23 protein-coding genes and 1 riboswitch are annotated in these 26366 nt (G+C 58.0%); of the genes, 13 read left to right on the top strand and 10 right to left on the bottom strand.

What is annotated here, in order from left to right:
• Window positions 1-122 precede the first annotated feature (122 nt).
• From ACYVGU_RS14700 to ACYVGU_RS14680, 5 genes are all read right to left on the bottom strand, one after another.
• Entirely contained in the window at window positions 123-1814 is a 1692-nt protein-coding gene (locus ACYVGU_RS14700) for a GMC family oxidoreductase (protein WP_460622683.1), read from the bottom strand.
• 90 nt (window positions 1815-1904) lie between these two features.
• Window positions 1905-2504, bottom strand: a complete 600-nt coding sequence (locus ACYVGU_RS14695; RefSeq protein ID WP_460622682.1) for a gluconate 2-dehydrogenase subunit 3 family protein — start codon at window positions 2502-2504, stop codon at window positions 1905-1907.
• 318 nt (window positions 2505-2822) lie between these two features.
• Window positions 2823-3824 carry a Rossmann-fold NAD(P)-binding domain-containing protein gene (locus ACYVGU_RS14690; RefSeq protein ID WP_460622681.1) on the bottom strand — a complete coding sequence of 334 codons (1002 nt, stop codon included), beginning with the start codon at window positions 3822-3824 and terminating at the stop codon, window positions 2823-2825.
• A gap of 369 nt (window positions 3825-4193) precedes the next feature.
• Entirely contained in the window at window positions 4194-5327 is a 1134-nt protein-coding gene (locus ACYVGU_RS14685) for an alkene reductase (protein WP_460613375.1), read from the bottom strand.
• Between the two features lie 180 nt (window positions 5328-5507).
• A complete protein-coding gene (locus tag ACYVGU_RS14680) occupies window positions 5508-6632 on the bottom strand; it encodes a PA14 domain-containing protein (RefSeq protein ID WP_460622680.1) in 1125 nt (374 codons plus the stop codon).
• Window positions 6633-7053: 421 nt separating this feature from the next.
• Window positions 7054-7168, top strand: a riboswitch (SAM riboswitch).
• Between the two features lie 72 nt (window positions 7169-7240).
• Between ACYVGU_RS14680 and metH the strand changes: the two genes are divergently transcribed.
• The 8 genes from metH (at window position 7241) to ACYVGU_RS14640 (ending at window position 16733) form a co-directional block, all read left to right on the top strand.
• Window positions 7241-10951, top strand: a complete 3711-nt coding sequence (metH, locus tag ACYVGU_RS14675; protein ID WP_460622679.1) for a methionine synthase — start codon at window positions 7241-7243, stop codon at window positions 10949-10951.
• A 183-nt stretch (window positions 10952-11134) separates the two neighbouring features.
• Complete coding sequence (gene metF, locus ACYVGU_RS14670; protein ID WP_460613372.1) at window positions 11135-12091, top strand: methylenetetrahydrofolate reductase; 957 nt, start codon at window positions 11135-11137, stop codon at window positions 12089-12091.
• A 129-nt stretch (window positions 12092-12220) separates the two neighbouring features.
• A complete protein-coding gene (locus ACYVGU_RS14665; protein ID WP_460622678.1) occupies window positions 12221-12691 on the top strand; it encodes a tetratricopeptide repeat protein in 471 nt (156 codons plus the stop codon).
• Between the two features lie 312 nt (window positions 12692-13003).
• On the top strand, window positions 13004-13573 hold the full coding sequence (locus ACYVGU_RS14660; RefSeq protein WP_460613370.1) for an energy transducer TonB: 570 nt from the start codon (window positions 13004-13006) through the stop codon (window positions 13571-13573).
• 101 nt (window positions 13574-13674) lie between these two features.
• Window positions 13675-14199 (top strand): hypothetical protein, encoded by a 525-nt coding sequence (locus tag ACYVGU_RS14655; protein WP_460622677.1) that lies wholly within the window; start codon window positions 13675-13677, stop codon window positions 14197-14199.
• A 421-nt stretch (window positions 14200-14620) separates the two neighbouring features.
• On the top strand, window positions 14621-16021 hold the full coding sequence (locus ACYVGU_RS14650; RefSeq protein ID WP_460613368.1) for an OFA family MFS transporter: 1401 nt from the start codon (window positions 14621-14623) through the stop codon (window positions 16019-16021).
• A gap of 57 nt (window positions 16022-16078) precedes the next feature.
• Entirely contained in the window at window positions 16079-16225 is a 147-nt protein-coding gene (locus ACYVGU_RS14645; RefSeq protein ID WP_460613367.1) for an MFS transporter small subunit, read from the top strand.
• A 79-nt stretch (window positions 16226-16304) separates the two neighbouring features.
• Complete coding sequence (locus ACYVGU_RS14640; protein ID WP_460622676.1) at window positions 16305-16733, top strand: putative signal transducing protein; 429 nt, start codon at window positions 16305-16307, stop codon at window positions 16731-16733.
• Window positions 16734-17406: 673 nt separating this feature from the next.
• On the opposite strand, the gene ACYVGU_RS14635 is transcribed toward ACYVGU_RS14640, so the two are convergent.
• A complete protein-coding gene (locus tag ACYVGU_RS14635; protein ID WP_460622675.1) occupies window positions 17407-18654 on the bottom strand; it encodes a molybdopterin molybdotransferase MoeA in 1248 nt (415 codons plus the stop codon).
• Between the two features lie 246 nt (window positions 18655-18900).
• Here ACYVGU_RS14635 and moaC point away from each other — a divergent pair, with 246 nt between their 5' ends.
• Complete coding sequence (gene moaC, locus ACYVGU_RS14630; protein ID WP_460622674.1) at window positions 18901-19389, top strand: cyclic pyranopterin monophosphate synthase MoaC; 489 nt, start codon at window positions 18901-18903, stop codon at window positions 19387-19389.
• The gene (locus tag ACYVGU_RS14625; RefSeq protein WP_460622673.1) at window positions 19379-20569 is read left to right on the top strand and encodes an NTP transferase domain-containing protein; all 1191 of its coding nucleotides are present in this window, start codon (window positions 19379-19381) and stop codon (window positions 20567-20569) included. Before moaC ends, ACYVGU_RS14625 begins: the two co-directional genes overlap by 11 nt.
• 87 nt (window positions 20570-20656) lie before the next feature.
• Here ACYVGU_RS14625 and ACYVGU_RS14620 read toward each other — a convergent pair whose 3' ends face one another.
• Together ACYVGU_RS14620 and moaD are read right to left on the bottom strand one after the other, a co-directional pair.
• Complete coding sequence (locus tag ACYVGU_RS14620; RefSeq protein ID WP_460613360.1) at window positions 20657-21076, bottom strand: molybdenum cofactor biosynthesis protein MoaE; 420 nt, start codon at window positions 21074-21076, stop codon at window positions 20657-20659.
• A 148-nt stretch (window positions 21077-21224) separates the two neighbouring features.
• Window positions 21225-21467 (bottom strand): MoaD/ThiS family protein, encoded by a 243-nt coding sequence (gene moaD / locus ACYVGU_RS14615; RefSeq protein ID WP_460622672.1) that lies wholly within the window; start codon window positions 21465-21467, stop codon window positions 21225-21227.
• 273 nt (window positions 21468-21740) lie between these two features.
• Here moaD and moaA point away from each other — a divergent pair, with 273 nt between their 5' ends.
• From moaA to ACYVGU_RS14600, 3 genes are all read left to right on the top strand, one after another.
• A complete protein-coding gene (moaA, locus tag ACYVGU_RS14610) occupies window positions 21741-22748 on the top strand; it encodes a GTP 3',8-cyclase MoaA (protein WP_460622671.1) in 1008 nt (335 codons plus the stop codon).
• A gap of 85 nt (window positions 22749-22833) precedes the next feature.
• On the top strand, window positions 22834-23631 hold the full coding sequence (locus ACYVGU_RS14605; RefSeq protein ID WP_460622670.1) for an alpha/beta hydrolase: 798 nt from the start codon (window positions 22834-22836) through the stop codon (window positions 23629-23631).
• Window positions 23632-23852: 221 nt separating this feature from the next.
• Complete coding sequence (locus ACYVGU_RS14600) at window positions 23853-24671, top strand: DUF2490 domain-containing protein (RefSeq protein ID WP_460622669.1); 819 nt, start codon at window positions 23853-23855, stop codon at window positions 24669-24671.
• Here the strand turns inward: ACYVGU_RS14600 and ACYVGU_RS14595 are convergent.
• Complete coding sequence (locus tag ACYVGU_RS14595; protein ID WP_460622668.1) at window positions 24668-25006, bottom strand: hypothetical protein; 339 nt, start codon at window positions 25004-25006, stop codon at window positions 24668-24670. The genes ACYVGU_RS14600 and ACYVGU_RS14595 overlap by 4 nt on opposite strands.
• Window positions 25007-25104: 98 nt before the next feature.
• Window positions 25105-26271 carry a putative sulfate/molybdate transporter gene (locus ACYVGU_RS14590; RefSeq protein ID WP_460622667.1) on the bottom strand — a complete coding sequence of 389 codons (1167 nt, stop codon included), beginning with the start codon at window positions 26269-26271 and terminating at the stop codon, window positions 25105-25107.
• Window positions 26272-26366: the final 95 nt, after the last annotated feature.

Genomic DNA, 26366 nt, shown 5'->3' with positions numbered 1-26366 from the left:
TTGCTAGTTGATGGAGGAGAAAAGCGGTGGTGAAAATTGTTCTAACAACTATCAACCACCCCCAGCCCCTCGCCGCTTGATGCGCGAAATCATCTGAGGAGGGGAGCTGACGTTCTGTTTTGCTACCCATCCAGCCGTTGCTGAGCGGCCAGGAATTTATCGGCGGTGCGCAGGCTGAGGGCCATGATGGTGAGAGCTGGGTTGACGCTGAGGGCGCTGGGGAAGACGGAGTTGTCGCAGATGTAGAGGTTGGGCACATCGAAGGCACGACCGTCAGCATTTACTACGGCATCGTCGCCGGAAAGGCCCATGCGGGCGGTACCTATGGTGTGCGCATAGCGCTCAATCGCCCAGATGTCGCGGGCGCCGGCGGCTTCCCAAATCTGACGCATCAGCTTTTCGGCGTGGGCATTCATGCGCTGCTCGTTTTCCTGAGCCGTGAAGTGCACGCGCGGTTTGGGTAGGCCGCGGGCGTCTTTCTCTTCGGCTAACTCCAGAAAATTGGCCTCGTGGGGCAGACAATCGCCGAGGATATTGATGCCGGCCGTGTTGTTGTACGTGCGCATATACTCACGCAGCGGCTGGCCCCAAAGCTTGCGCTTGCGCACCATTTGGGAGGCAAACGTGACGGGCATCACCCCAATGCTTTGCAGCAGGTAGCCGCCGGCAAAATCAGCGTCGCTAGGCCGGTGCGTATCCTCGGAAATAAGCCCGCCGGGAATGCCCTTGTAGGGACGGATGTCTTCGTTGAATGTACCCCACACCTGGATACCAGGGTGAGCCATGAAGTTCTTGCCGACTTGTCCGCTAGTAAGAGCTAGCTCGTTGAGCAGCAGCAACCGCGGCGTTTCTACGGCTCCGGCACACAGGAACAGATGGCGGCAGCGCTGGCGCTTTTGCTCACCGTTCTGGGTGTAGACAACCGCCTTTACGCGGCCCTTAGCATCGCGCTCAATCTCCGTCACGAAAGCATCAGCCCGGATTTCAGCACCATAGCTTTCGGCCAAGGGCAGGAAGGTAACGTCCATGCTGGCTTTGGCACCGCGGTTGCAGCCGGCCTGGCAAAAGCCCCGGTTGGTGCACGCCTCGCGCCAGCCAATACTCTCTTGGTAGTAACGCGCCGATAGTGCCGCGTTAGCAGCTGGCGACGTTTTAATTCCTAGGCCAGCACACGCTTTCTGCATGAGCAGCGCCGCGCCATTGAGCGGCAACGGAGCCAGCGGGTAGCCTTTGCGGCGCTTGGCATCCCAGGGGTACGGTGTGGGCCCACTGATGCCCAGGAAGTGTTCCAGCTCCTCGTAGTAAGGCTCCAACTCCTCAATCCCGAAAGGCCAGTCGACACCCTTTCCAAAATCGGTGAACAACTGCAAGTCGCCGCGGTGGGCACGCGGCGTATAGGCAGTATAATGCAGCGTAGAGCCACCCACGCCAGTACCGGAGTTGTTGTTGCCAAACGAAACCGGGTTCTGGCCGGCCGACAGGCGCTCATCGTTCCAAAACAGGAAGTGCTGGGCCTTTTCGTCGGTGGCGTAGTCCTTGGTGGGGTCGCGCCTAGGTCCGGCTTCCAGCGCAACCACTTTTAGACCAGCCATGGCTAGGCGCGCCAGCAAGGGCGCACCGCCGGCGCCAGTACCAATCACGACACAATCTACTTCATGTTCTGTGTCAGGAAGCGGGGCGGGCTGTTCTAATTCAATAGGTGCTTCTGCTGGCGCAGCTTCGTTATCGGCTAGTATGCTTTTGAGCAAAGGGTCCTGAATTTCGGGCTTTACCGGGTTCAGCACGCCTTCTTCGGCTACTTCTTCGTCAGGCATAAAGTGCAATAGTGGGTGGTGAAATGATAAACTGTGAGCGGCTGAATTAGCAGCTTTACAAAGCGCCAAACTCGCTATTCAGCCAGTGCTCTATTTCACCGCTTCCGGCTCGCGGGCATCTAGCTGGTTGGGCTCGATGTGGGTCCAGCCCGGCACGTCGGCCATGCCCACATACCCAATTTCTTCCTGGGCTAAGGGGTGTGAGTAGTAGGCCTCCGTTAGCTCAGCCAGCAATTCCTCAAAAAAGCGGGTAACCGGGAGCTGTTGCCAGTTTTCGCCGGGAGCATTGGCCAGAGCTACGGCCTCAATAACCTGGTCTTGCTCGGCTTCTGTGAGTTCCGTAAACAGCCGCTGAAACTGTGCCTGCGCCGCTTGGTTGATGCCACCTAGGCCTAGGCGGTACGCTTCGCGGTCGGGGGGCATGACATCGTAGCGCCACCCGTCGGAGTCGCCTTCGGCCAGGCGTTTATCGACCACTGGGGCTAGCTCAATCGGCTCCGCACGGTCGGGTTGCGGGTAGATGCGGGCCGCTACGGCGCGCAGCAACTCGTAGGTAGCAGCATCGAAGAACTGAGGCGTATAGGGCGCGTTGTCGAGGCGGGGTAATAGGGCCGCGCGGGTAGCTTCCGTCACCAGGTCGGTTTGGAGCAGGGCGCGCACGGTGCCTTCGGGATAGTGAGGGGAAGCCATGGGAAGTAGAATCAGCCGTGAGATACAAGGGCTACTGCTATACTGACGAGCTAGGCCAGTCGAATGTTTTAGCTGAACAATAAAAGCGCCTTTCCTGAGCAGAGAAGGCGCTTTTATGAATCATGTCTAGGTTAGCAAAAAAGACCGTCACGCTTGATCTGGCGTCCGCGTAGTCGAAGCATCTCTACCTCTGGCCAATCAACTGGCCTAGAACAGCGACGAACCGGTAGAGATGCTTCGACAAGTGGACGCCAGATCAAGCAGGACGGTCTCACTCATGGGCGCGAGGCCACACCTAGTGTATCCTCATTATCTATCCTACTGGTCGCTGCTCATCTTGCCGCCCGTTACGTGCACCAAGGAGCCCGTCATGAAGGAGCCATCTTGGGAGGCCAGCAGCACGTAAGCGGGCGCCAGCTCCTCGGGCTGACCGGGGCGAGCTAGGGCCACTTCATAGCCAAACTTCTCGATTTCCTCGCGGGGCATAGTTCCGGGAATGTTGGGCGTCCAGACGGGGCCGGGCACTACGCAGTTCACCCGGATGCCCCGCTCGCCGAGGTAGGTAGCCAGGCTTTTGGTAAGGGCATGAATAGCCGACTTGGAGCTGGCGTAATCCACCAGAATTGGGATGCCGGTAAGGCCTACGATGCTACCCGTATTGATAATACAGTCGTCTTTCTTGAGGTGCGGAATGGCGGCTTGGGCCATCCAGATATAGCCGAGAATGTTGGTATCGAAAGTGCGCCGGATTTGCTCCTCAGGTATGTCCTCGAACTTTTCGGCGCTCATCTGGAAGGCCGCGTTGTTGACGAGGATGTTGAGGCCGCCCAGCTCTTTGCGCGTCAGGCGCACGGCTTGTTTGCACTGCTCGGGGTCGCGCACATCTAGCTGCAGCAGCAGGCACTGGCGGTTTTGGGCTTCCACGAGGCGCTTAGTTTCCTCGGCATCCACGGTGTTTTCGTTATAGAGCACCGCCACGTTGGCGCCTTCCATGGCAAATGCTACTGCCACCGCCCGCCCGATGCCCGAATCGGCGCCGGTTATGAGGGCAATTTTGTCTTGCAGCTTGCCGGCGGCTCTGTAAGTGGAGAAGCTCATGGCGGGCTGCAGCTTCATATCGGCTTGCTTGCCGGGGTAGGGCAACTTTTGCGCGTGTTCCTTCATCTCCTTAGCCGTAGGCCGCTTCACAGGTTTGGGGGCCGCAGAGGCCGCAGCCGATGCTTTCTTGGCGGCAGGCGTAGCAGCAGACTTTTTGGTGGTTGCAGCCTTGGAAGCAGGCTTAGCAGAATCTGAAGAGGCAGAAGTTTTCTTAGCGGCCATCGGCGTAGTGGGATATAGTTGAGGTTTCTGCTTACGCAGATTTCGGCCTCGACAGCTAAAGCATTGGCTTACTAGGGTAGTCGTTCCATTCAACCTAGTGCCCTTGGTTACAAAGACCGTCATGCTGAGCTTGCCGAAATATCTCTCCCGCTTCGCTAGGCCAGTTGGATTAGCCAGAGGTAAAGATGCTTCGACAAGCGGACGCCAGATCAAGCATGACAGATAGTATGGGAAAGTCAGCACGCGAGATGTCTCGCCAAGCTCTACATGACGGCCTTATGAGGCATACAATTTTTCATAAAGCAAAAACCCGCCCCTGCTTGCGCCGAGACGGGTTTCCGTAAATCAGACTGGCCTAGGCCAGTTCAGTTAGTTGTTCTGATAATCAACGGGCTCTTTCACATCTACGCCTTGGTCTTGGAGGGAGGGGTAGTCGATGTAGCCTTTGTCGCCGGGCACGTAGAACGTGCTGGGGTCAGGGGTATTGAGGGCAGCCCCGATGCGGAAACGCTCCACTAGGTCGGGGTTGGCAATGAACGGTACGCCGAAAGCAATAACGTCGGCTTCGTTGTTGGCCAGCGCTTCTTCGGCGGTTTCCTGGGTGTAGCCACCGTTCAGGATAAAGGTGCCCTTGAAGATTTTGCGCAGGTGCGCGGCTACGGCCGGTACGCTAGGCTGAGCCATAGGATGACCGGGTAGCGCCTCAATTACGTGCAGGTAGGCCAGGTTGAACTGGTTGAGCTGCTCCGTAACATAACTGAAGGTTTTTACCGGGTCCGAGTCCTTGATGCTGGCGCTGCCCTGGGGCGACAGGCGAATGCCCACGCGGTCGGCACCCAACTCACCTATTACAGCCTGCACTACTTCTTTCACGAAGCGGGTGCGGTTTTCCAGGCTGCCGCCGTACTCGTCGGTGCGCTGGTTAGAGCCGTCCTGAATGAACTGGTCGAGCAAGTAGCCATTGGCCCCGTGGATTTCAGCGCCATCGAAGCCGGCCAACTTAGCGTTGCGAGCGGCCTGACGGAACTGGTCTACTACGCCTGGGATTTCGCTCAGATCCAACGCGCGTGGCGTAGGCACGTCTTCGAAGCCTTGACCCGTGAAGGCTTTGGCACCTTCGGGCTTAATGGCCGAGGGAGCTACGGGCAGCTCACCATTGTGGAAGAACGGGTGTGATACGCGGCCTACGTGCCAGAGCTGGATGAAAATGCGGCCTCCGGCGGCGTGCACGGCATCGGTTACTTTTTTCCAGCCAGCTACCTGCTCCTCGGAGTAGATGCCGGGGGTGTTGATATAGCCCACGCCCTGGGGCGACACCTGCGAACCTTCCGTGATAATCAGGCCGGCCGAGGCGCGCTGCACGTAGTATTTTACCACCGACTCCGTGGGTACGGTGGCCTCATTGGTGGCGCGGCTCCGCGTCATGGGGGCCATAGCAAAGCGGTTGGGCAGAGTAAGCGCGCCTACTTGTACAGGCGAGAAAAGATGGGGAGTGTGATTCATAGCAAAACAAAGTTTGGGAATCAGCTCCATGCCGATTCGCGAACTGTAACTGGTGTTGCTACATATATGTTTTCGTTTAGCTATATTTTTTTCGCCTTGCTCCCGATAACCAAGTAAGCTCGCAAGTGGCCTAGGTCCTGCTAGCGCCCGTATGCAGCGGGCTGCCGAAGCGCAAGTGCGCTATTGCACCATTACTTCCACCCGACGGTTGCGAGGGCGCTGCTGCGGGTCGCGGTTGTCGGCTACTGGCCTAGCGCCCCCGTAGCCACGGGCTGTAAGCCGCACGGAATCAATACCCTGCTGCACCAGATACTGCCGCACCACGCGGGCCCGCTGCTCGGAGAGGCGCAGGTTCAGGGCCGCTTCGCCTACGTTATCGGTGTGGCCGGCTATTTCCAGTCGCATGGCGGGTTGCTGGCGCAGAGTGCGGGCCAGGGCATTCAGTGTTGGGCGCGAAGAGGGCAGCAAGGCCGCCGTACTTTGGGTGAAGTAGAGGTTGGGCAGCGTCACGGCGGCTCCTTTGCTGAGCGCCGTCAAGTCGGGCAATTCGTTGGCAACGGTATCAGGAGCAAGTGGTTTGGCGGGCGCAGGCTTTGGCAGTGCTACTGGCCTAGTGCGGCGCGCCACCCGTGGCACTACTGCAGCAGCGGGCTTTACTACCGCTTTGGGAGCTAGCGCTTGAGGGGCTGCCGGTGCTGGAGTAGGAGCCAGCGCTGCAATGGCTTTAGGTTTGGATGGCGCGGCTTCTATCAGCACTAGCACGTTACTAGGTAGCCTCTGGTACAGATTATCTGTCGGAATGGGCTGAGGCTCATCGGTTGTATTCGGCAGCTGCCAAGCTAATTGCGCCTTCGAATCCCGGTCGCTCTGGTAATACTCCACGCGCACCGCGTAGTAGCCGCCCGACTTCATCTTTAGGTGCGCAACAGAGGTAGTAGCGGGCTGGTCGCGCCACGAATCCAGCACCTTCTTCCCGCCTATCCAAACGCGCATACCATCATCGGTTGCAATCTGGAAGGTGTACAGGCCCGTTACGGGCGCGTAAATGTGGCCCGCCCAGCGCACGGAGAAGTATTCGCCCGGCACCCCCGGGCCCGGTGATACAAAATGGTCGCCGGTAGGCCCGATGGTCCAGTTGAAGTCGATGCCTGGGTCAGTGCGCGTCAGTACCAGCTTCTCGAAGTTCTTGCCCTCGTAGTACTGCCCGCGTAGGCCTGTGCCGGGCTGGTGCTGGGCTAGCGCTAGGCCACTTACAAGCAGCAAACCAGCGGTTAGAGCTTTCTTATAAAGACTAGATAGAATCATAGCAGCAATAAGTTGTTAACGCATTGACCATAAGATGAACAGAAAATCAGGCGGCGCAAAGTTTATTCAACGAGCCCGCCTCTCCTGTTCAACGAACCATTCTGCCAGGCCTATATAGTAGAGCGTGATAAATGCTGATATATCGTTAGGCAGAGCGCAACGAATTATCAGCATTTATCACGCTCTACTATACTGTGCTGCTTGATCTGGCGTCCGCGTAGTCGAAGCCTCTCTACCTCTGGCTAACTACTGGCCTAGAACTGCGACGAAGCGGTAAAGATGCTTCGACTACGCGGACGCCAGATCAAGCATGACAACGATTTTGTTCTAGGCCTGCTCCACGCTAAAACCTGCTGGCCTAGGCCACTCCTTCAGCCATCAGAATTGAAATTTGAAGAATCTGGTTGTATCTTCGCTGTGTTACTTATCCAGAAAGACCGAGGGATTGGGCCCTATGACGTCTTAGCAACCTGACTTAACACAAGGTGCTAACTCCCGTTTCAATGCAGCTTGTATGCGTTGGAAGAAGATAAGTACAGGACTCGCGCCTCCACGCGGCTCTTTCTGGATAGGCACTTTTTCGTTGCCGATTTACTTGAAGAGCCGATATGCCGACCGTCACCACCTCCCCGCTCCACGATATTCTTGCCAAGCGCGTCCTGATTTTGGATGGCGCCATGGGCACCATGATTCAGCGTCACACGCTGACTGAGGATGATTTCCGGGGCACCCGCTTCGCTGACCACCCCAAGCCTCTGCGCGGTAACAACGACCTACTCAGCATCACCCGGCCCGATATCATCAAAGGCATCCACGCTGACTACTTCGCGGCCGGCGCTGATATGGTGGAAACCAACACGTTCAGCGGCACCACCATCGCGCAGGCCGATTACGCTTTGGAGGATATCGTGTACGAACTCAACTACGAGTCGGCGCGCATAGCCAAGGAAGTAGCCGACGAGTTTACGGCCCAAAACCCTGACAAGCCTCGCTTTGTGGCCGGCGCCATCGGGCCCACTAACCGCACCGCTAGCCTCTCCCCCGACGTGAACCGCCCCGGCTTCCGGGCCGTGACGTTCGATGAGCTGGCCACTGCCTACCACGAGCAGGTGCGCGGCCTCATTGATGGTGGTTCCGATGCCCTGCTCATCGAAACCATCTTCGACACGCTGAACGCTAAAGCTGCACTGTACGCCGTGCAGAAGTTCTTCGACGAAGGTGGCCGCGTGGTGCCCGTCATGATTTCGGGTACTATTACCGATGCTTCCGGCCGCACCCTCTCGGGGCAAACGGTAGAGGCCTTCTGGAACTCGATTCGTCACTTGCCCCTGTTGAGCGTGGGCCTGAACTGCGCCCTCGGCGCTGATCAACTGCAAGTGTATATAAAGGAGCTAAGCCGCATTGCGGATGTGCATATTTCGGCGTACCCGAATGCCGGTTTGCCCAACGCCTTTGGTGGCTATGATGAGTCGGCTCAGGAATTTGCGGGGGTAGTGGAAAACTACCTCAAGGAAGGTCTCGTGACGGTGGTAGGTGGCTGTTGTGGCACCACACCCCAGCACATCGGTGAGCTGGCCCGTCTGGCGGAAAAGTACGAGCCACGCAAGCTGCCCGAGCTACCCAAAGCTACCCGCCTGAGTGGCCTAGAGCCCTTCGGCATTTATCCCGAAAGCCTGTTTGTAAACGTGGGTGAGCGGTGCAACGTGACGGGTTCCCGCGCCTTCGCCCGCCTCATCCGGACCGGCAACTACGAAGCCGCCCTGCAAGTAGCCCGCGACCAAGTAGAGGGTGGCGCCCAAGTCATCGACGTGAACATGGACGAAGGCATGCTCGACTCGGAGCAGGCCATGACCACGTTCCTGAACCTGATTGCCTCGGAGCCCGACATTTCGCGGGTGCCGATCATGATTGACTCCTCGAAGTGGAGCGTGCTGGAAGCCGGCCTTAAGTGCGTGCAGGGCAAGAGTATCGTCAACTCCATTTCGCTTAAAGAAGGCGAAGAAACCTTCAAGGAGCGGGCCCGCACCGTGCGCCAGTACGGCGCCGCCGTGGTGGTTATGGCTTTCGATGAGAAGGGCCAGGCCGACACACTGGAGAAGCGCATCGAAATCTGTCAGCGCAGCTACGACATCCTGGTGAACGAAGTGGGTTTCCCAGCCGAGGACATCATCTTCGACCCCAACATCCTGACCGTGGGCACCGGCATGGAGGAGCACCGCAATTACGCGCTGGACTTCATCGAGGCTGTCCGCTGGATCAAGCAACACCTGCCCGGCGCCCTCACCAGTGGTGGCGTCAGCAATATCAGCTTCTCCTACCGCGGCAACGACGTAGTGCGCGAGGCTATGCACTCGGCCTTCCTCTACCACGCCATTCAGGCCGGCCTCGACATGGGCATTGTAAATCCAAGTCAGCTGGCGGTGTACGATGAAGTGCCCAAGGATCTGTTGGAGTTGGTGGAAGACGTGCTGCTGAACCGTCGCCCCGACGCCACTGAGCGCCTCGTAGACTTTGCCGACACGGTGAAGCAGAAGGACAAAGTGGAGGTAGTAGCCGACGCCTGGCGCAGCCTGCCGGTGAAGGAGCGTCTACAGCACGCGCTAGTAAAAGGCATTACCGAGTTCATCGACCAAGACACCGAGGAAGTGCGCCAGCAGGTTGCTAGGCCACTCGAAGTGATTGAAGGCCCGCTGATGGCCGGCATGAACGTAGTCGGTGACCTGTTTGGCGCCGGCAAAATGTTCCTGCCTCAGGTGGTAAAATCAGCCCGCGTAATGAAGAAGGCCGTGGCCTACCTGGAGCCTTACCTATTGGCCGACAAGCAAAGCGGCGACCGGCAAACGGCTGGTAAAATCTTGTTAGCCACCGTGAAAGGTGACGTACACGACATCGGTAAGAACATCGTGGGCGTGGTACTGGCTTGCAACAATTTCGACATCGTGGACCTGGGTGTGATGGTGTCTTTGGAGAAAATCCTAGACGAAGCCGCCAAGCAGCAAGTAGACGTGATTGGCCTGAGCGGCCTGATCACGCCCTCGCTGGATGAAATGGTGTACGTAGCTCAAGAAATGGAAAAGCGCGGCCTCAAAACCCCGCTGCTCATTGGCGGCGCCACTACTTCTCGCCTGCACGCCGCCGTGAAAATCGCGCCTAACTACTCCGGTCCGGTAGTACACGTAAACGATGCCTCTCGCTCCGTAGGCGTGGCTGCAGCCTTACTAGGCTCCGCCGATGTGGAATACGCCCGCACCGTGCGCGAGGAGTACCGCCAACTCCGCGAGGACTACGCCGGCCGCCAGCGTGATAAAAACTACCTGACCATTGAAGCCGCCCGCGAAAACGGGTTCAAGGCTGACTGGGACACCAGCCGCATAGTAAAGCCGAGCTTCCTGGGCACCAAAACCCTAGAAGACTACCCGTTAGCTGAACTGGCCGAATACATCGACTGGACGCCCTTCTTCCAGACCTGGGAGCTGAAGGGCCGCTACCCCCGAATTCTCACCGATGAGAACGTGGGCGAAGCTGCCACCCAACTCTTCAACGACGCCCAGAAGCTGCTCAAGCAAATCATCGACGAGAAGCTACTAACGGCCCGCGCCGTTATCGGTTTCTGGCCCGCTAACACCGTAGGCTACGATACCATCCAGATCTTCAAGGACGACACCCGCCAGGAAATTCAGACCGAGTTCTTCACTCTGCGCCAGCAGAGCGAGAAAGCACCCGGCGTACCCAACTTGGCCTTCTCTGACTTTGTGGCACCCAAGGAAACCGGTCGTGAAGATTATATCGGTGGGTTTGCCGTAACGGCTGGCCTAGGCATCGAGAAGCTGCTGGAGAAGTACGAGCAGGAGCACGACGACTACTCCAGCATCATGGTGAAAGCCCTGGCCGACCGCCTCGCCGAGGCGTTTGCGGAGCGCCTGCACCAGCGCGTGCGCGAAGAGTTCTGGGGCTACGACCCAGCCGAGAACCTTTCCAACGAAGACCTCATTCAGGAGAAATACAAAGGTGTGCGCCCGGCGCCCGGCTATCCCGGCTGCCCCGACCACACCGAGAAAATCACCCTGTTTGAACTGCTCGACGCGGAAAACGCCACCGGCATCCGTCTCACCGAGAACCTAGCCATGTATCCGGCCTCCTCGGTAAGCGGCCTCTACTATGCCCACCCCGATTCCCGCTACTTCGGCCTCGGCCGCATCGGCAAGGATCAGGTAGAGGACATTGCGGAGCGCAAGAACATGCCGTTGCCAGAGCTAGAGCGCTGGCTGGCCCCCAACCTAAACTACGACCCGGCCAGCGTGCCCGTAACGGCGCTGTAGGCCACTAAAACTAGTTCCCCTCCTCAGCTGAGGAGGGGCTAGGGGTGGTTGAAAAACTAGAGCTAGTAACTAAGGCTAGTTATCAATCTAGGCCGCTTCAATCACCTCCAGCCCCTCCTCATCTGAGGAGGGGAGTTTAGATTACTACTCCCTCGACTCACTAGCCACCCGCTGGTGCTCTATATGAAAGTAACCGAACACCTGACCCGCGCCGACGGCAAGACGCTGTTTTCCTTCGAGGTACTGCCCCCGAAGAAGGGCGAGAACATCCAGAACCTGTTCTCGAACATTGAGCCCCTGATGGAGTTCAAGCCGCCGTTTATTGATGTGACGTACCACCGCGAGGAGTACGTGTACCGCCAGCACCCCAACGGGTTTCTGGAGAAGAAAACCGTGCGCAAGCGCCCCGGCACAGTAGGCATATGCGCGGCCATCAAAAACCGCTTCGATGTAGATACCGTGCCCCACCTCATCTGCGGGGGCTTCTCGAAGGAGGAAACTGAAAACGCACTGATTGACCTGCACTTCCTGGGCATTGACAACGTGCTAGCCCTGCGTGGCGACCCAATCAAGTCGGAAGGCCATTTCAAGCCGGACCCCGACGGGCATGCCTACGCGGCCGACCTCATCGGGCAGGTGGCTGACTTGAATAAAGGCGCGTATCTGGATGAGGAGCAGGACGATACCTGGGCCACTAACTTCTGCATCGGGACGGCGGGCTACCCTGAGAAGCACTTTGAGTCGCCGAACTATGCGGCGGACTTGCGCTACCTTAAGCACAAAGTAGACCGCGGCGCCGACTACATCGTGACCCAAATGTTCTTCGACAACGAGCAGTTTTTCAACTTTGAGAAGCGCTGCCGGGAAGCGGGCATCACGGTTCCTATTATTCCTGGCCTGAAGCCACTTACCACTAAAAGCCAGCTGAGCATGCTGCCGCGCTCTTTCTACCTGAACCTTCCGGAAGAGCTGGCCGATGCGGTGCACCTAGCGCCGGATAACAATGCAGCCCGCGAAATCGGGATTGAGTGGTGTATCAACCAAAGCAAAGAGCTGATGGCCCATGGTGTGCCCTGTTTGCACTACTATAGTATGGGAAAATCGGAGAGCATCCGGCGGGTGGCGGCGGCCCTTTTTTAAGAGTGAACTGGTGAAGGGTGAACTTGTGAAACACTGTAGCAGGTAAGTAGCCGATTTAGTATCATTGACTGCACCACTGGCGCTAACCGTGCGTAAAACGCACAACTTCACCCTTCATAACTTTACTACTTGGACTCCCTCGACGACTTATTTGCCCGCCTACGGGAGGCCACAACGCCCGCCGAAATTGAGGTGCTGCAGGAAGGTATCTGGCAGATTTGGCTTACTACCGGCAACTTGGTGCTCGATAAGCACCTAGAAGCCGGCATGCGGTACCTGGCAGCGGATAACTACAGCACGGCCATCAGCGAGTTTAATGCCCTTATTGAAGCCAGCCCGCAGTATGCAGAGGGCTGGAACAAACGCGCCACTGCCTATTATCTGCGGGGCGAGTACAATGCTTCCTTGCGCGATGTGCGCGAAACGCTGCGGCTGGAGCCGCGCCATTTTGGGGCTCTCTCGGGGTGGGCCACCATGCTGCGCATGCTTGGCGATGACCGGGGCGCCTTGCGGGTACTAGGTCGGTTGGAGGCGCTATGCCCAGCGTGGCCGGGCCTGCAGAGCCAGCTGCGCGACCTGCGCGACCGGCTAGAGGAGTAAAAAGATTAAGTTGCTGAGTGCTAGCAACCTCATTTACAAGTTTGTTGTTAGGCTGGATGGAAATTTGTAAATTTCCCGGCACTAGCTGTGATATTGGTAACTCCCCCCACCAATAACAGCTTCTTTTTTGCCGTACAACAGTGCGTACATGCTCCCACCCGCCTAATTCCCACCTTTAGCAGCCCAGGCGCTGCATATAACTAAACTAAGACTCGTTTTTACAATCGGTTCCATACCGACTGCTCGTTCAGTCGGCTGCCTGCCCTTTTTTGCCTACCCGTTCCCCGAATTCCCACTCTTGTCATGTACAGCATGAAACACCTGTTACTTCTACTCTTACTATTGGGTACCAGCGCAGCCCAGGCGCAAAAGCTGCGTAAAAACGAAATTGAAAGCGGTACGCTTGAAAAAGGCGAAAAAGTGGGCGTGTGGGAATACTACGCCTATACCCGTGACGGAAGCCAAGTAGTGGCCCAGAAGTACGACCACACCGCCAAGAAGCTATTGTTTTATCGTCCGTTTGATGATATTCCCTACCAGGTGCAAACGCCCTCTGGCGAATGGACGCGCCAGCGGGTTACGCACCCCGTATTCTTTATAGGCGGCGACGCGGCCCTGGCACAATACATGTCGAAGCTCAACTACCCTGAGTCGGCGCAAAGCAAGAACGTGCAGGGCCGGGTGCTGGTATCGTTTGTGGTGGATACGCTAGGCCAGGCCTCTAACCACCAGGTGCTGCTGGGTATTGGCTCCGGCTGCGATGAAGAAGCGCTGCGCGTGGCCCGGACCATTCCGGCCCAGTGGATTCCGGCGCGCATTGGTAGCCGGGCCGTGGTGTCGCGGCACGAGCTGCCGTTTACGTTCCGGCTTCGGCCGCAGTAAGCACCTAGCAGCGGCGCAGCTTCCGCCAGGGTTTTCCCGTACGAGGTACTGCCGCCGGCTAGGCGGCGCTACCTATTGCGTACAACTCTTACCTTTCCGGCATGAACTACCTCCGTTTACTTGTGCTTCCGGCTGCTCTGCTGCTGACTGCCTGCGACTCCACCCCACGCGAACGTCAGGATATTGTGAAAGAAGAAGCCCGCAAGCTAGATACTCTGGCTGACCGGGCGGCAACTAAGCTGCGCACGGCCGGCCGCCGGGCCGCCCGCTTCGATTCCGTTTCGCGGGCCCGCAGCCGGCAGCCGCTTGATAAAGCGGCAGAAGCAGCCTTCACGAATGAGCTACTCGGCACCTATGCCAACGTAGAGCAGCTTACTCCACAAACCATTGAGCCTGCCTTTGTACAGTTTATGAAGCAGGTGCGCGCCAACCGCACCCAATGGACCCAGCGCGACTGGGATTATGCCACTACCATCAGCCGCCGCCTGAACGCACAGTTCCGGGCCATCCGCCTCGATATCAAGGGCCGCGACGAGCTGCACATCCGGGCGCTGCAAACCGAGTTTACGGCCCTGGAAACCGGCCGCGACGTAAAAGACCTCGGCGAAGCCGTAAAGCAGCCCTAGGTTGCCTTCTGGCCTCAACCCTATTCCAAAGCTCCACCTCACGGTGGAGCTTTTTTTATGCCCGGGCCCGAAGCCTAGCGTCGGCAGCAGAGGTTGCGGGCACAGCAGCACCTAACACTTTCGCACTCCCTACTCAGCAGTTCTCAGGTTGCCAGGGTTTCTGAAAAAAGCCTCAAACAAGCATGTAGATACAGATATTAGCCTGAGCTGAACTGGTAGGATTGCAGATTCACTGGAAGTCAAAGCCCTATGTAACGGCTGAAGCTATAGGTAGTTAGCAAAAAATAGTTGAACTCTTCCTTAGAAAGCCTGTAAAAGCCTTCTACCTTATCAGGGACCAACACGTAAAGCTGAGCGCTTCCAGCCAGCTAACGGGTGGTCAGTCCGTTCTTTTCTCTACTACAAAAACACCCCTTCACGTATGGCAAACGCTTCCTTACTGGACCGCAGCCGAACTATAGCCGGCCCAGGCTACAACCGCTGGCTTGTTCCGCCCGCTGCACTGGCCATTCACCTGGCCATTGGGCAGGCGTATGCGTTCAGCGTATTCAAGAAACCACTGGGGGCGCTCATCAGCGGTAACCCCGATGCTCCGGCTCCCACCGACTGGACTCCGGCCCAACTGGGCGTAATTTTCTCTATTGCCATTGTGCTGCTGGGCTTGTCGGCGGCGGTGTTTGGAAAGTGGCTGGAACGGGTTGGCCCCCGCAAGGCCATGATGGCCTCAGCCCTATGTTTTAGCGGCGGCTTTTTTATTGCATCGTTGGGCGTGCACCTGCACAACCTATGGCTGGTGTATTTCGGCTACGGGTTTGTGGGCGGAATAGGCCTAGGCATTGGCTATATCTCGCCGGTGAGTACGCTTATCAAGTGGTTTCCCGACCGCAAGGGGGTAGCAACTGGCATGGCTATCATGGGCTTTGGCGGCGGCGCCATGATCGGCTCGCCCCTATCGGTGGCGCTAATGGACCATTTCAAGGATACCGCACCGCTTGGCGTGGCGCCTACCTTCATTGCCATGGGTGTCATTTATCTGATTTTCATGCAGTTTGGCGTCTGGAGCATTCGGGTGCCGGCCGATGACTGGAAACCCGAGGGCTATGTGGCTCCTACCGAGCACAGCGCGCTGATCACAAGTGGCAACGTTACGGCCGATAACGCCATCAAAACGCCGCAGTTCTGGCTGTTGTGGGTGGTGCTGCTCACGAACGTAACGGCCGGTATTGGGGTACTCGAAACTGCTTCGCCCCTTATTCAGGAGTCTTTCTCGGATAACGTGATGGGGGCAGGCCGAGGCGTAACGGCCGCGGCCGCAGCAGGCTTCGTCGGGCTGCTGAGCTTGTTTAATCTGCTTGGTCGGTTCTTCTGGTCGTCGGCTTCCGATAAGTTAGGGCGCAAGGTCACCTATGCCATTTACTTTGGGCTGGGCATTTTGCTGTATGCCTTGGTGCCTACCCTGGGAGCTAGTGCTTCGCTGGCCCTGTTCGTGGTGGTGTCGTGTGTTATCCTGAGTATGTACGGTGGCGGCTTTGCGACCATTCCGGCGTACCTCTCCGACTTGTTTGGGAAAGTACAGGTAGGAGCCATTCATGGCCGCCTGCTTACGGCTTGGAGCACGGCCGGTGTACTAGGCCCGCTGATTGTGAATTTCCTGCACAGCAATGCTAAAGCCAACAATTTGCAAGGCGCGGCGGCTTATCAGAACGTGTTCTACGCCATGGCGGGCCTGCTTGTCATTGGCCTGATTGCCAACTTTTTGGTAAAGCCGGTGGCAGAAAAGTACTTCGAGAAAGAAGCTGCTCCTCAGAAAGCCGTGGCCTAGGCTTGGTGCCTCACGAGGCCCTAGTCTTATTTTTCCTTACTCCGACTTCACTTGCAAATGGATACTTCCGCAAACCGTACCACTGCCCCCGATGCCTCGCCCAGCTCGACCGTATCGGTAGCCATTGCCTGGCTTATTGTAGGCATTCCGCTGGCCTGGGGCGTCACCCAGACCTTTGTGAAAGCGTTGGCCTTGTTTAAGTAACAGCCAGCCAGTACTTTTCAGCAGCAAAAGCACCTTCGCGGGTGCTTTTGTTGTTACTGGGCAAACCCTTTCTAAGCACATGTTCTCTGATTCAGACGCCGCCGGTCCGGCCATTGTGCTGCTCGACACCTTTGCGGATACTATTGCGGCTCACTTAGCAAAAAACCGGCTCGATGCGGAGGGCATCCCGTGCTTTCTGAGCAATGAAAACCGACCGTATGGCTCGGTGCTCTCGGGTGGGGTGCGCCTGTATGTGCGGGAGCCCGATGTAGCGGCTGCACAGGACTTGCTGCACCCGCACCGCACACCCATGCACGCACTACCCCACGAAGCCGCCGAAACCGCTGCTGGCACGCCCCGCTGCCCCCGCTGCCAGCACCACGATGTAGTGTGTCGGCATCTACCCCAACCCACCGATACCCTCTTCACCAAGCTGCGCCTCTGGCTACTAGCCCCCGAAAAGCCCCAATGCCACTGCTTCACCTGCGGCCACGATTTCGAGGGATAAGGATAAGCTCGCCTATGATTTACTTTCTATTCTCCACCTTCACTGCTTGATATATTTGTTATCATATATAAAGCTATTGCCTCTACTGCTGGCGGGCAGTCTGCTGTTTACTAGTCTGGTTTCCTACCCAGCTTGCGCGCAGGAGCGGACGACATCCCCGCCACTATTCCGGTTTTTTCAGCAGCATTTCGACAGCACACTGGTGTATCTAACTGCTTCAACATGGTCACCTGGGCCCAACATGCTAATCCTAGCCAAGCAGGGTCAGAATGTGTACTTCTTTACGTACCGGAGCCCTTACGGCACTATAGGCCGATACGTGCCGGGTAAACTACATGAGCAATTTGCTCTACGGCAAAGTCGTTTCAAAAGCACCTTACCCGATACCAACCAGTATTTACTGCTCCAGCCGGTACTACCGTTGACCTCGGCACAAGCATGGAGAAGTCTGCGTCCAACTCAGCTTTGGCACATCCGCAACAGCGCTACCCATACTGTATGTGTTATTGACGATGGCGATACCATTACGCTACACCTCTTGACTCGCACTGGCGCGCGAGAAGTCAGCTTTTACGCACCTGACTATTTTGAGGAGTGCGAAGGACGAGAGCCAAACCGTCGGCAGATTCTCCAAACAGGAGCAACGTTGCACGCGCTACTGAAGCAGTAATTTTTATTCTCGAAACCGCCACGCGGGTAGCACGCTGCCGGCTGAAAAGTTCTCCTGCTCTGGGGGTAACTCTAGAAAGCCGCTGGACGTGAGCAGGCTGGCCATGTCGCCGGAGCCACCGGCGCGTTCGGGAATGGCGAGCAGGCGGCCATCGGGGCCAGGAGTTAGGCTCACAAGCAGGAAATGCGTGAGGCGGGGCCGAAACTGAATATCCTCTACTAGCACGGCAGGCACTGGGCCACCCAATAAACCAGAAACTACCTCCAGGTTTGATGGGGTTGCGGGCTGCTGTACCCCTAGCAGCCAGGGCCGGGCGTAGCGGTAAAAATTCACAAAGGTGGAAACTGGATTGCCCGGCAAGGCAAACACCACGGCGCCGCCCGGATGCTGTCCAAACCAGAACGGCTTGCCGGGGCGCTGCTGCACCTCATGAAAAATCTGCTCTACGCCTAGCTCCCGCAAGGTTTCGGGTAGAAAGTCGGCCTTTCCCTTCGAGACGCCCCCGCTGAGTACCACAGTATCATAGCCTTCCAGCAACGCCGGTAAGCCATGGCGCAGGGCCGCGGGGTCGTCATCAAAATGAAAGGTGTCGGCCTCGGCGCCGGCCTGCCAGGCCGCGGCCTGCAGCATCAGGGCGTTGGAGCGCCGAATCTGGTGGGCGGCGGGCTTCTCCGTGATGGGCACCAGTTCATCACCGGTGCTAACCACGGCCACCCTAGGCCGGCGCGTGACGGCAACCGTGGCGGCTCCTATAGTAGCCGCTACGGCTACCTCGGCGGGCTCCAGGCGCGTACCGGCCGGTACTAGCAAGTCGCCCTGCTGGCGGTCGGCGGCGCGGGCGTGCACGTTGTGGCCTTGGCGCGGGGGTAGCGCCTGCACGGCGGCCAGGCGGTTACCAGCTTCATCAGTCCGGAAGGTGAGGTCTTCGTAGCGGATGACCGTATCAAGGCCCTCGGGCAGTGCGGCGCCGGTCATGATTTCAATGGCCGCGCTAGGGTCTTGCAGGGGGGTAGGGGGCTGACCCGCAAACTGCGTGCTTTCGATGCGAAACTCTAGCTGTCCGGCCTCCAATGCCGCAAACCGCAGCGCAATGCCATCCATGGCTACCCTATTGAAGGGCGGGAAGTCCCGATCGGCGCGTAGGTCTTCGCGCAGCACGCGCCCCACCGCCAACGGCAACGACAGATGCTCTAGGGGCAGCGTGTGGATGGTAGCGAGTACGAGGCGGGTGGCTTCTTGAACGGTGAGCATGGGCACGAATGTAGGGTAAGCGTTAGCTTGCGCCGTTAACCAACGGGTAATTAGGTTGGTTGTTTGGCAAGATGCCGCAACGGCAACTCGTTCTGGCCAGTTAGGCAGCGCAAACGTAACGGTTCGCGTATCAGGAGCTGTTGCTTAAGCCGCTTCGCCTTTCCAATTTGAGCGGCTGTACCCCGCCCAATGGGCCCGCCTAGCCGTGTATGGCACGCTGCAGCTTTCGCTTTCTTTTTCCTCTTTATGTCTGCTTCTTCCAAACTCACTCACTTGAACGCTGCCGGCCAACCTGCCATGGTTGATGTGGGCCAGAAAACGCCTACCCGTCGTGTGGCTCGAGCCCGCAGCCGCGTGGTCCTCGGGCCCGAAATTATGGCCCTGATAAAGGAAGGCGACCTACCTACCCGCAAAGGCCCCGTGTTTCAGACGGCTATTCTGGCTGGTATTATGGGCGCCAAGCGCACCTCAGAGCTGATTCCGCTTTGCCATCCGCTTGGCCTCGACGACTGCCAGGTGCGCATTGAGCCTGATGGCGAAGATGCCGTGGTGATTGAGTGCACCGCTACTGTAACCGGCAAAACTGGGGTAGAAATGGAAGCCCTCACCGGTGCCTCGGTGGCCGCTCTTACCATTTATGATATGTGCAAAGCCTTGTCGCACAACATTGTAATTCAGGAAACACGCTTGCTGGAAAAAACCGGCGGCAAACAAGATTTTCATCATGCCGGATAACCGTACTTCTGAAGAGCCAAAAGGAGCGCCACGCACCAAGCACGCCCAATTGGCCCGGCCCCACCTGGGCGAGTTTAACCGGCATGAGCTGGCTATTCTGGGAGCACCCTGCGGCAAAATTAAGGAGCTGACAACTCGGCTTATTTCGCTGGTTACCAGCCAGTTGCAAGTGTCGTATGTAGATGCCGACCATGCTGCCGGCGACGATGCCGCCCAAGGCGGCAGCGGCGGCCAAGCTGCGATTCTGCAAGCCGGGGCCGCCGCGGAGCTCACCGATAAAATCACCTTCACTAGGCTGGATGTGAAGCGTGGGCTGGACAAGTTTAGCCAGCAGGAGTGGCTGCAGCACCAAAGCCTGGTGCTTGTAAACGGTAACCACTTTCGGGCCCGGCAGCAACTCGTGATTCTGGACCCCGCCAAGCCCGTGGAAAAGAAGCTCGACCGCCTTACGGATGTGCGCGCCCTGCTGCTGCCCGAAGGCGTAACGGAGGTGCCCGCCTATCTGCGCGCCCATCTGGCCGAAGTACAGGTGCCCGTACTACCCCTCCACGACACCCAAGCCCTAGCCGACCTGATTTTGCAGGAATGGCACGCGGCGGCTCCTCCCCTGCGCGGCCTGGTGCTGGCTGGGGGCCGAAGCCAGCGAATGGGCCAGGATAAAGGTAAGCTGGCTTATCATGGCCAGGAGCAACGCGCACACGCCGCCGAGCTACTCGCCCAATTTTGCCAAGATGTGCACGTTTCTTGCCGCCCCGACCAGGTGGTGGAGCTGGAGTATGCCGGACTGCGGCCCCTGCCTGATACGTTTGCAGATTTGGGGCCCCTGAGCGGACTGCTGTCGGCCTTCCGCCTCGACCCTAACGCGGCCTGGCTGGTGGTAGCCTGCGACTTACCGTTTCTTTCCGAAACTACGTTGGGCCATTTGGTAGAGCATCGGCAGGCCGGCAAAATGGCCACGGCCTTCCAAAGCCCCGAAAACGAATGGCCCGAGCCGCTTATCACTATTTGGGAACCTAGTAGCTACGGCACGCTGCTGCGCTTCCTGAGCCTGGGCTACAGTTGTCCGCGCAAATCGCTAATCAATTCCGATATCAATCTGCTGCCCGCGCCGGCGCCCGAGGAGCTGCGCAACGTGAACACACCAGAGGAAGCTGAGCAGGCCAAACATGAGTTGCAGTAAAGCAAATGCCTAGTACCCGCCGGTATTTTTTCCCAAGTACTGGGAGAAAATACCGGCGGGTACTAGGCCTCGTTGTTGGTCAAATCCTTACGGATGCGCGGCTACCCACACGTCGCCATCTTCGTAGAACTCTTTTTTCCAGATGGTTACCACCTGCTTGAGCGTGTCGATAATATATTCGCAGGCGTCAAAGCTTTCGGCGCGGTGCGGGGTCGATACGGCCACAATCACGGCTACATCGCCAATGTAGAGCGTGCCTTTGCGGTGAATAACGGTGACTTTCTGGAGCATGGGCCATTTCTCCACGGCTTGCTCTGCTACTTTGCGCAACTGGTGCAGCGCCATGCTGTCATAGGCTTCATACTCAAGCCGAATGACCGGGCGGCCCGTGCTTTTATTGCGAACGGTGCCAATGAACGTGTTAACAGCACCGGCGCCATCGGCCTGCACCGTTTGCAAGGCGGCCAGTACGTCGATGGGCTGGTCAATGAGGTCGATGTGAATCAAGGAGCAAGCAGAATGAAGGAAGATTAAACAGCGCACCCAACCCACCACTTCTAGGGCAGTTGGCGTGCTGGCAAGGGCTAGTAACCTGGCTGAAACCCAACGCAGACGATAAACGGGCGCGTTAGGCTTCAGAGCTAGTCAGCGGTTGCTACCCCCCACTAACGGGAGGAATCAAAGCAATTTCATCCCGCTCCGACAACGCAGCATCCGCAGGGGCATATTCATTATTGACGGCCACGGCTAGGCTCGAAAGTCGGCCCAAGCCTGGGTACTGCTCCTGCAATGAGGCCAGCAGCGCCTGCACCGACTGGCCTTCGGGCGCCGAAACTTCTAGCGAGGAGCGGCCTACTATTTCGCGGGCAATGCCAAACAAAGCTATTTTCAGGTTCATTATCGTAGAGTGATTACGCAAAGTATGCCACGGTTTACGCAACTTCAGGGGCTAGTGGCTGCGGCAATTTCGGTTGCTGTAGGCTAAACTACGGCGGGTTGGCATTGTTGTCTGGGTTCCGGAACATCTTCTGCCTAGTAATCTTCGTAGAGGAGCCAACTACGCAGAATTCTTTTCGAGGACTGACAATCTGGGTCATCCGGTTGTTAGGGATGTAGTATCCGCCTTTGCTTTACATTCGCGGACTTCGCGATACGCTTCTTTTTGCCTGCTATGCCTGCTGCTGTTCCGTCCGTTTTGTTTGATAACCACGGCCGTCCGCTGGAATACCTGCGGCTGGCCGTCACGGACCGGTGCAACCTGCGCTGCTTTTACTGCATGCCCGAAGAAGGCATTAAGTATCTGCCCAAGCAGGAGCTACTGACCTACGAGGAAATGGAACGTCTGGTAGCTATTATGGCTGGCTTGGGCGTGCGCAAAGTGCGCCTGACCGGCGGCGAGCCTTTCGTGCGCCGCGACCTGGTGCCGTTTATGAACCGACTGGCCGAGATTCCGGGCATTGAGGAGCTGACCATGACCACCAACGGTGTGCTTACGGCGCCGTATGTGCCAGAGCTAGCCCGCATGGGCGTGAAAGCCGTGAACCTCAGCCTCGATACGATGGACCGGGCGCGCTTTGCCAGCATCACGCGCCGCGACGAACTGCCCCGCGTGATGGAAACGTTTTATGCCTTGCTGGCGGCCGGCATCCGGGTGAAAATCAACGCGGTAGTGATGGACGGCCAGAACACGCAGGACATTCTGCCCCTGGCCGAGCTGACCCGCGAGCTGCCCGTAGATGTGCGTTTTATTGAGGAAATGCCCTTCAACGGTGGCAGCCACGCCGCTACCCTGCCCTGGAACCATAACCGCATTCGGGAACACCTGGCCTTAAACTTAGGCGAGCTGACCCCCGTGAGCACCCGCCCCGGCGACACCGCCTCGCACTACACTGTAGCCGGCCACCAGGGCCGTTTGGGCATCATTGCAGCATATTCGCGTACGTTTTGCGGCACCTGCAACCGTATTCGCCTCACCGCGGAAGGTGGCCTCAAAACCTGCCTCTACGACCAGGGCGTACTGGATATTCGGGCGCTGCTGCGCGGCGGCTCCTCGGATGAGCAAATTGCGGAGGCCCTAAAAACCGCGTTCCGCAACCGCGCCGCTAATGGCTTTGAGGCCGAAAGCCAGCGCCCGCTGCATCAGCTCAGCTTCGAGTCGATGAGCACGATTGGGGGGTAAGAAGCCCCTAGGCACCTTATCAAATCGGTGAGGGCACACGGAAGAACTACCAGACTACGTGAAACCCACGTATGTTTGAAGCAAGATGAAAGTTCTTCTCTGGATACTGGGGTTGGGTGCGGTAGTGTACGTGGCGGTATGTCTGCTGCTGTATTTTCAGCAAGAGCGGTTGCTGTTCTTTCCTACCAAGCTGTCGGCGCAGCACCGATTTTTGTTTCCGGGGCGGTTTGAGGAGCGCTGGGTGACTACAGCCGACGGCACTCAACTACATGCCCTGCACTTCCGCACCGAAACGCCCACACCCAAAGGCCTGGTTTTCTATCTGCACGGCAACGGCGGCGCCCTCGATGATTGGGGAATGGTTGCGCCTACTTACACGCGCCTCGGCTACGACGTATTCCTGCTGGACTACCGCGGCTACGGCAAAAGCGAGGGCCACATCAGCAGCCAAGAGCAGTTCCTCGAGGATGTAGAAGTGGCGTATCGGCACGTTTTAAAGGAATACCCCGAAGACCGCACCGTTGTGCTGGGCTACTCATTGGGCACTGGCGCGGCAGCCTGGCTCGCCGCCCGGTACCACCCCAAGCTGCTGATCTTGCAGGCGCCTTACTTGAGTATGCGCGCCGTGGCCCGCCAGCATTACCCCTGGATTCCGAGCGCTATCCTGCGCTACCCCCTCAATACCGAGGAAGTGGTGCCGCAGATTAGTGCGCCCATCCTTATTTTCCACGGGGAGCGAGACGAGCTAATCAGCCATGCAGCAAGCCTGAAGTTGAAGTCGTTGCTGAAACCCCAGGACCAGTTTATTACGCTGCGCGGCGCCGGACACAACGGCCTCACCGACAACGCCGAGTATCAGGCAGTGCTCCAAAGCGTGCTATGATGGTGGTATTTACTTCATCCGGCGGTGCCGTTTAGCGTATAGCGTAACTCTTCTGTGTGATGTCTGCTGCTGCAAAGTGCCAGACCTGCTACCAGCTGAAACTACTCGAGTGCTACGCTAATTGGTGTTTGCCCATTTAATCGAGTTTACCTTATTCTGCCCCTCGATTGGTGTATCCGACAACGGCGCTCTATACTTTTGCCTTCCTTCTTCCCTAGGCCATGTTGCTCTCCCAATCTTCTGCTATTCTGCTCCTGACGGCTGCTTGGTGCGGCGCTATGTGCCAGTCGGCGCAGGCTCAAACCAATGCCATTGCAGATCCGCATTGGGGCACCTGGACCATCGGGACGGTGGTGCTGCCGGGCGGGCCCAAGCATTGGGGCGGCTATGCCGAGGTGCAGGCGCGCTCCAACAACCTGTTTCGGCAGTTTTTTTACAATGAGCTGAAGGGCGGCATCAGCTACGATATTTCTAAAAACTTCAGCGTTATGGTAGCCGGGGGCCGCTACTCTACCTCCGATTACCGGGACCTCGGCGACGGACCGCTGAACGTGGAAAAGCGCCTCTGGCAGCAAGTAACCTTCACGCATTACAGCGCCCGCCTAAAGGTAGAGCACCGTTACCGCGTAGAGCAACGCTGGTTTTCCTTCCGGGATAATATCACACCCGCCGGCTCCTCTACGTTCCGCAACCGCATCCGGTACCGCCTGAATGGTTTTCTACCCCTCAACCACGTCACCATCACCGACCAGACGTTTTTTCTGTCGGCGTATGATGAGATATTCCTCAACCCCAAGGGCCCGTTTTTTGAGCGTAACCGGGTGTATGGCGGCGTAGGGTATCAGTTTGATGCCAACTGGACCTTGCAGGCTGGCTGGTTGCATCAGTCGAACTACACGGCCGCCCACTACGACCAGAACATCTTCACGCCGCAAAGCCGCACCTCCAAAAACAACCTGGTGCTTTCGGTAATGTACCGGATTGCGCGCCGCAACCCGGCCGTGCCGACTCCGGAACACGTACCCTCCCAACCCGACTAGGCCCTACGTGCGCTCAAAGTATCTGGAACCAGATAGAGCGTGAGCGTGTGCCGATCCTGACCGGAGTACAGCATGTGCATTTCCAGCACCAGGTACTCGGGCGTGGCGGCCTGAATCAGCAGATACAGGGCCGTTTCATTGCCCGGGTGCCGGATTTTGTCGGCGTCGCGGGTCCAGTTGGCCGCCGGAGTAGCAGTAGAGGCGAGTTGCGGAGCATCCAGAAAGCGAAAGTCGAAGAGCTTGCTGTCGCCGGTGCTCCAGTAGCCCTGAAACGGATGCGGCCCGGCCTCCATTCGCACTGTTTTCCAAACCTGACAGAGTACATTTTCTTCCATACGCGAATCGTTGCCCGGGCCAACCGTAGAGTGGCTGCCAGCCGCATGCAGCGCCGTAGCCCGTTCCCCGCCCGCAAGGTAACCATACTTCCGGCAGCTTACTTGCCTAGTCCTACCCAGCCGCGCTGCATGGCATAATAAAGCGCCGTGCCCGTCACTAGCCCCACTAAGTAGCCGTAGGGCAGGCCGCTGCACAGCAGGCCTACTAGCAAGGCCAGCAGCAGATCGGAGCGCGTGCCACTAATGTCGCGCAGCAACGTGGCCAGCGTCAGGGCCTCGAACAGCAACAGCACGCCCAGGATGGGTAACGGGAATATCTGAACCAGTTGCTGGAAGCCTTGGCTAAATACGAGCCCTAGCACCAGAAACAGCAGCCCATACAGCACCACCGAGCCGCCCGTGCGTCCGCCAAACGTATAGTGCCCCACCATACCGCCCGAGCCGTGGCACACCGGAAAGCCGCCTAGAAACGGGTTCACGAGGTTCATGAGCGAGTACGTGAAGCTAATTTGCCGCACCGTAAGGGGCCGCTCCGGAAAGTAATCTTCTACCACCTGCCGGGTAGCCAGCACCGAGTTGCCTAGGGAAAGCGGAATCTGGGGCAGGGCCAGCAGCACCGCGCCCGTCAGAATATCAGCCCACTGGGGCACATGCCAGGCGGGCAAGTGCAGGCCAATAGCGCGTTGGGCCGTGCCTAGGTCGAGTTTAAAGACCAACCCATAGCTGACACCCAGCACCAGCACCACTAGGGCCGCTGGCCAGCGGCGGTTGCCCAGCAGCACTACCGTAACCAGAAACGCGGCGGCCGCCAGCGCAAACCCCGCTAGGCCATCGGCGGGCACGTATTCTTTCAAGGCCAGGGTAGCCAGCTGCAAGGCCAAGCCGAACTGAATGCCGCGCACCACGGGCTTGGGCACCAAACGGGCTAGGGCATCAATTAGCCCCGATACCGACAGCAGAAACATACCGATGCCAATGGCCAGCCCGCCGCCAAAAATAATGCGGCCCGGAATTTTTTGGGCAATGACCAGGGCAGCAAAGGCTTTCAGGGGCTGCACGGGCATGGGCATACCGTACCACAGGCCCGAGAAAATCTGCATCAGCCCAAACATGACCAGCACGCCGGCGCTGTTGATGCCCGAGGCCGCAATAATGCCAATGAGCAAGGGTAAGTCCGTACCTAAGTCCCCGAGCGCGCCGGCAAATTCGTTTCGGTCAAAGCGGAGGCGAGGACGGCGGGCCAGCGGCGAGGCAGCAAGCGGCATAAAGAAAGCAGGTGATACTACACTAAGAAGCCGGCCCCGAGAACAAGTACTACCCCACACAGGCAGCCCAAGCCCCTCTCGGCTGGCCAGATTTG

The organism is Hymenobacter tenuis (assembly GCF_054780495.1).
The sequence above is the reverse complement of the archived record's forward strand: the minus strand, read 5'-3'. Positions and strand labels throughout refer to the sequence as shown.

Coding starts and splice junctions, on each gene's coding strand:
- ACYVGU_RS14700 (WP_460622683.1), bottom strand. CDS start 1,814: ATGCCTGACGAAGAAGTAGCCGAAGAAGGCGTGCTGAACCCGGTAAAG.
- ACYVGU_RS14695 (WP_460622682.1), bottom strand. CDS start 2,504: ATGGCTTCCCCTCACTATCCCGAAGGCACCGTGCGCGCCCTGCTCCAA.
- ACYVGU_RS14690 (WP_460622681.1), bottom strand. CDS start 3,824: ATGGCCGCTAAGAAAACTTCTGCCTCTTCAGATTCTGCTAAGCCTGCT.
- ACYVGU_RS14685 (WP_460613375.1), bottom strand. CDS start 5,327: ATGAATCACACTCCCCATCTTTTCTCGCCTGTACAAGTAGGCGCGCTT.
- ACYVGU_RS14680 (WP_460622680.1), bottom strand. CDS start 6,632: ATGATTCTATCTAGTCTTTATAAGAAAGCTCTAACCGCTGGTTTGCTG.
- metH (WP_460622679.1), top strand. CDS start 7,241: ATGCCGACCGTCACCACCTCCCCGCTCCACGATATTCTTGCCAAGCGC.
- metF (WP_460613372.1), top strand. CDS start 11,135: ATGAAAGTAACCGAACACCTGACCCGCGCCGACGGCAAGACGCTGTTT.
- ACYVGU_RS14660 (WP_460613370.1), top strand. CDS start 13,004: ATGAAACACCTGTTACTTCTACTCTTACTATTGGGTACCAGCGCAGCC.
- ACYVGU_RS14655 (WP_460622677.1), top strand. CDS start 13,675: ATGAACTACCTCCGTTTACTTGTGCTTCCGGCTGCTCTGCTGCTGACT.
- ACYVGU_RS14650 (WP_460613368.1), top strand. CDS start 14,621: ATGGCAAACGCTTCCTTACTGGACCGCAGCCGAACTATAGCCGGCCCA.
- ACYVGU_RS14645 (WP_460613367.1), top strand. CDS start 16,079: ATGGATACTTCCGCAAACCGTACCACTGCCCCCGATGCCTCGCCCAGC.
- ACYVGU_RS14640 (WP_460622676.1), top strand. CDS start 16,305: ATGTTCTCTGATTCAGACGCCGCCGGTCCGGCCATTGTGCTGCTCGAC.
- ACYVGU_RS14635 (WP_460622675.1), bottom strand. CDS start 18,654: ATGCTCACCGTTCAAGAAGCCACCCGCCTCGTACTCGCTACCATCCAC.
- moaC (WP_460622674.1), top strand. CDS start 18,901: ATGTCTGCTTCTTCCAAACTCACTCACTTGAACGCTGCCGGCCAACCT.
- ACYVGU_RS14625 (WP_460622673.1), top strand. CDS start 19,379: ATGCCGGATAACCGTACTTCTGAAGAGCCAAAAGGAGCGCCACGCACC.
- moaD (WP_460622672.1), bottom strand. CDS start 21,467: ATGAACCTGAAAATAGCTTTGTTTGGCATTGCCCGCGAAATAGTAGGC.
- moaA (WP_460622671.1), top strand. CDS start 21,741: ATGCCTGCTGCTGTTCCGTCCGTTTTGTTTGATAACCACGGCCGTCCG.
- ACYVGU_RS14605 (WP_460622670.1), top strand. CDS start 22,834: ATGAAAGTTCTTCTCTGGATACTGGGGTTGGGTGCGGTAGTGTACGTG.
- ACYVGU_RS14600 (WP_460622669.1), top strand. CDS start 23,853: ATGTTGCTCTCCCAATCTTCTGCTATTCTGCTCCTGACGGCTGCTTGG.
- ACYVGU_RS14595 (WP_460622668.1), bottom strand. CDS start 25,006: ATGGAAGAAAATGTACTCTGTCAGGTTTGGAAAACAGTGCGAATGGAG.
- ACYVGU_RS14590 (WP_460622667.1), bottom strand. CDS start 26,271: ATGCCGCTTGCTGCCTCGCCGCTGGCCCGCCGTCCTCGCCTCCGCTTT.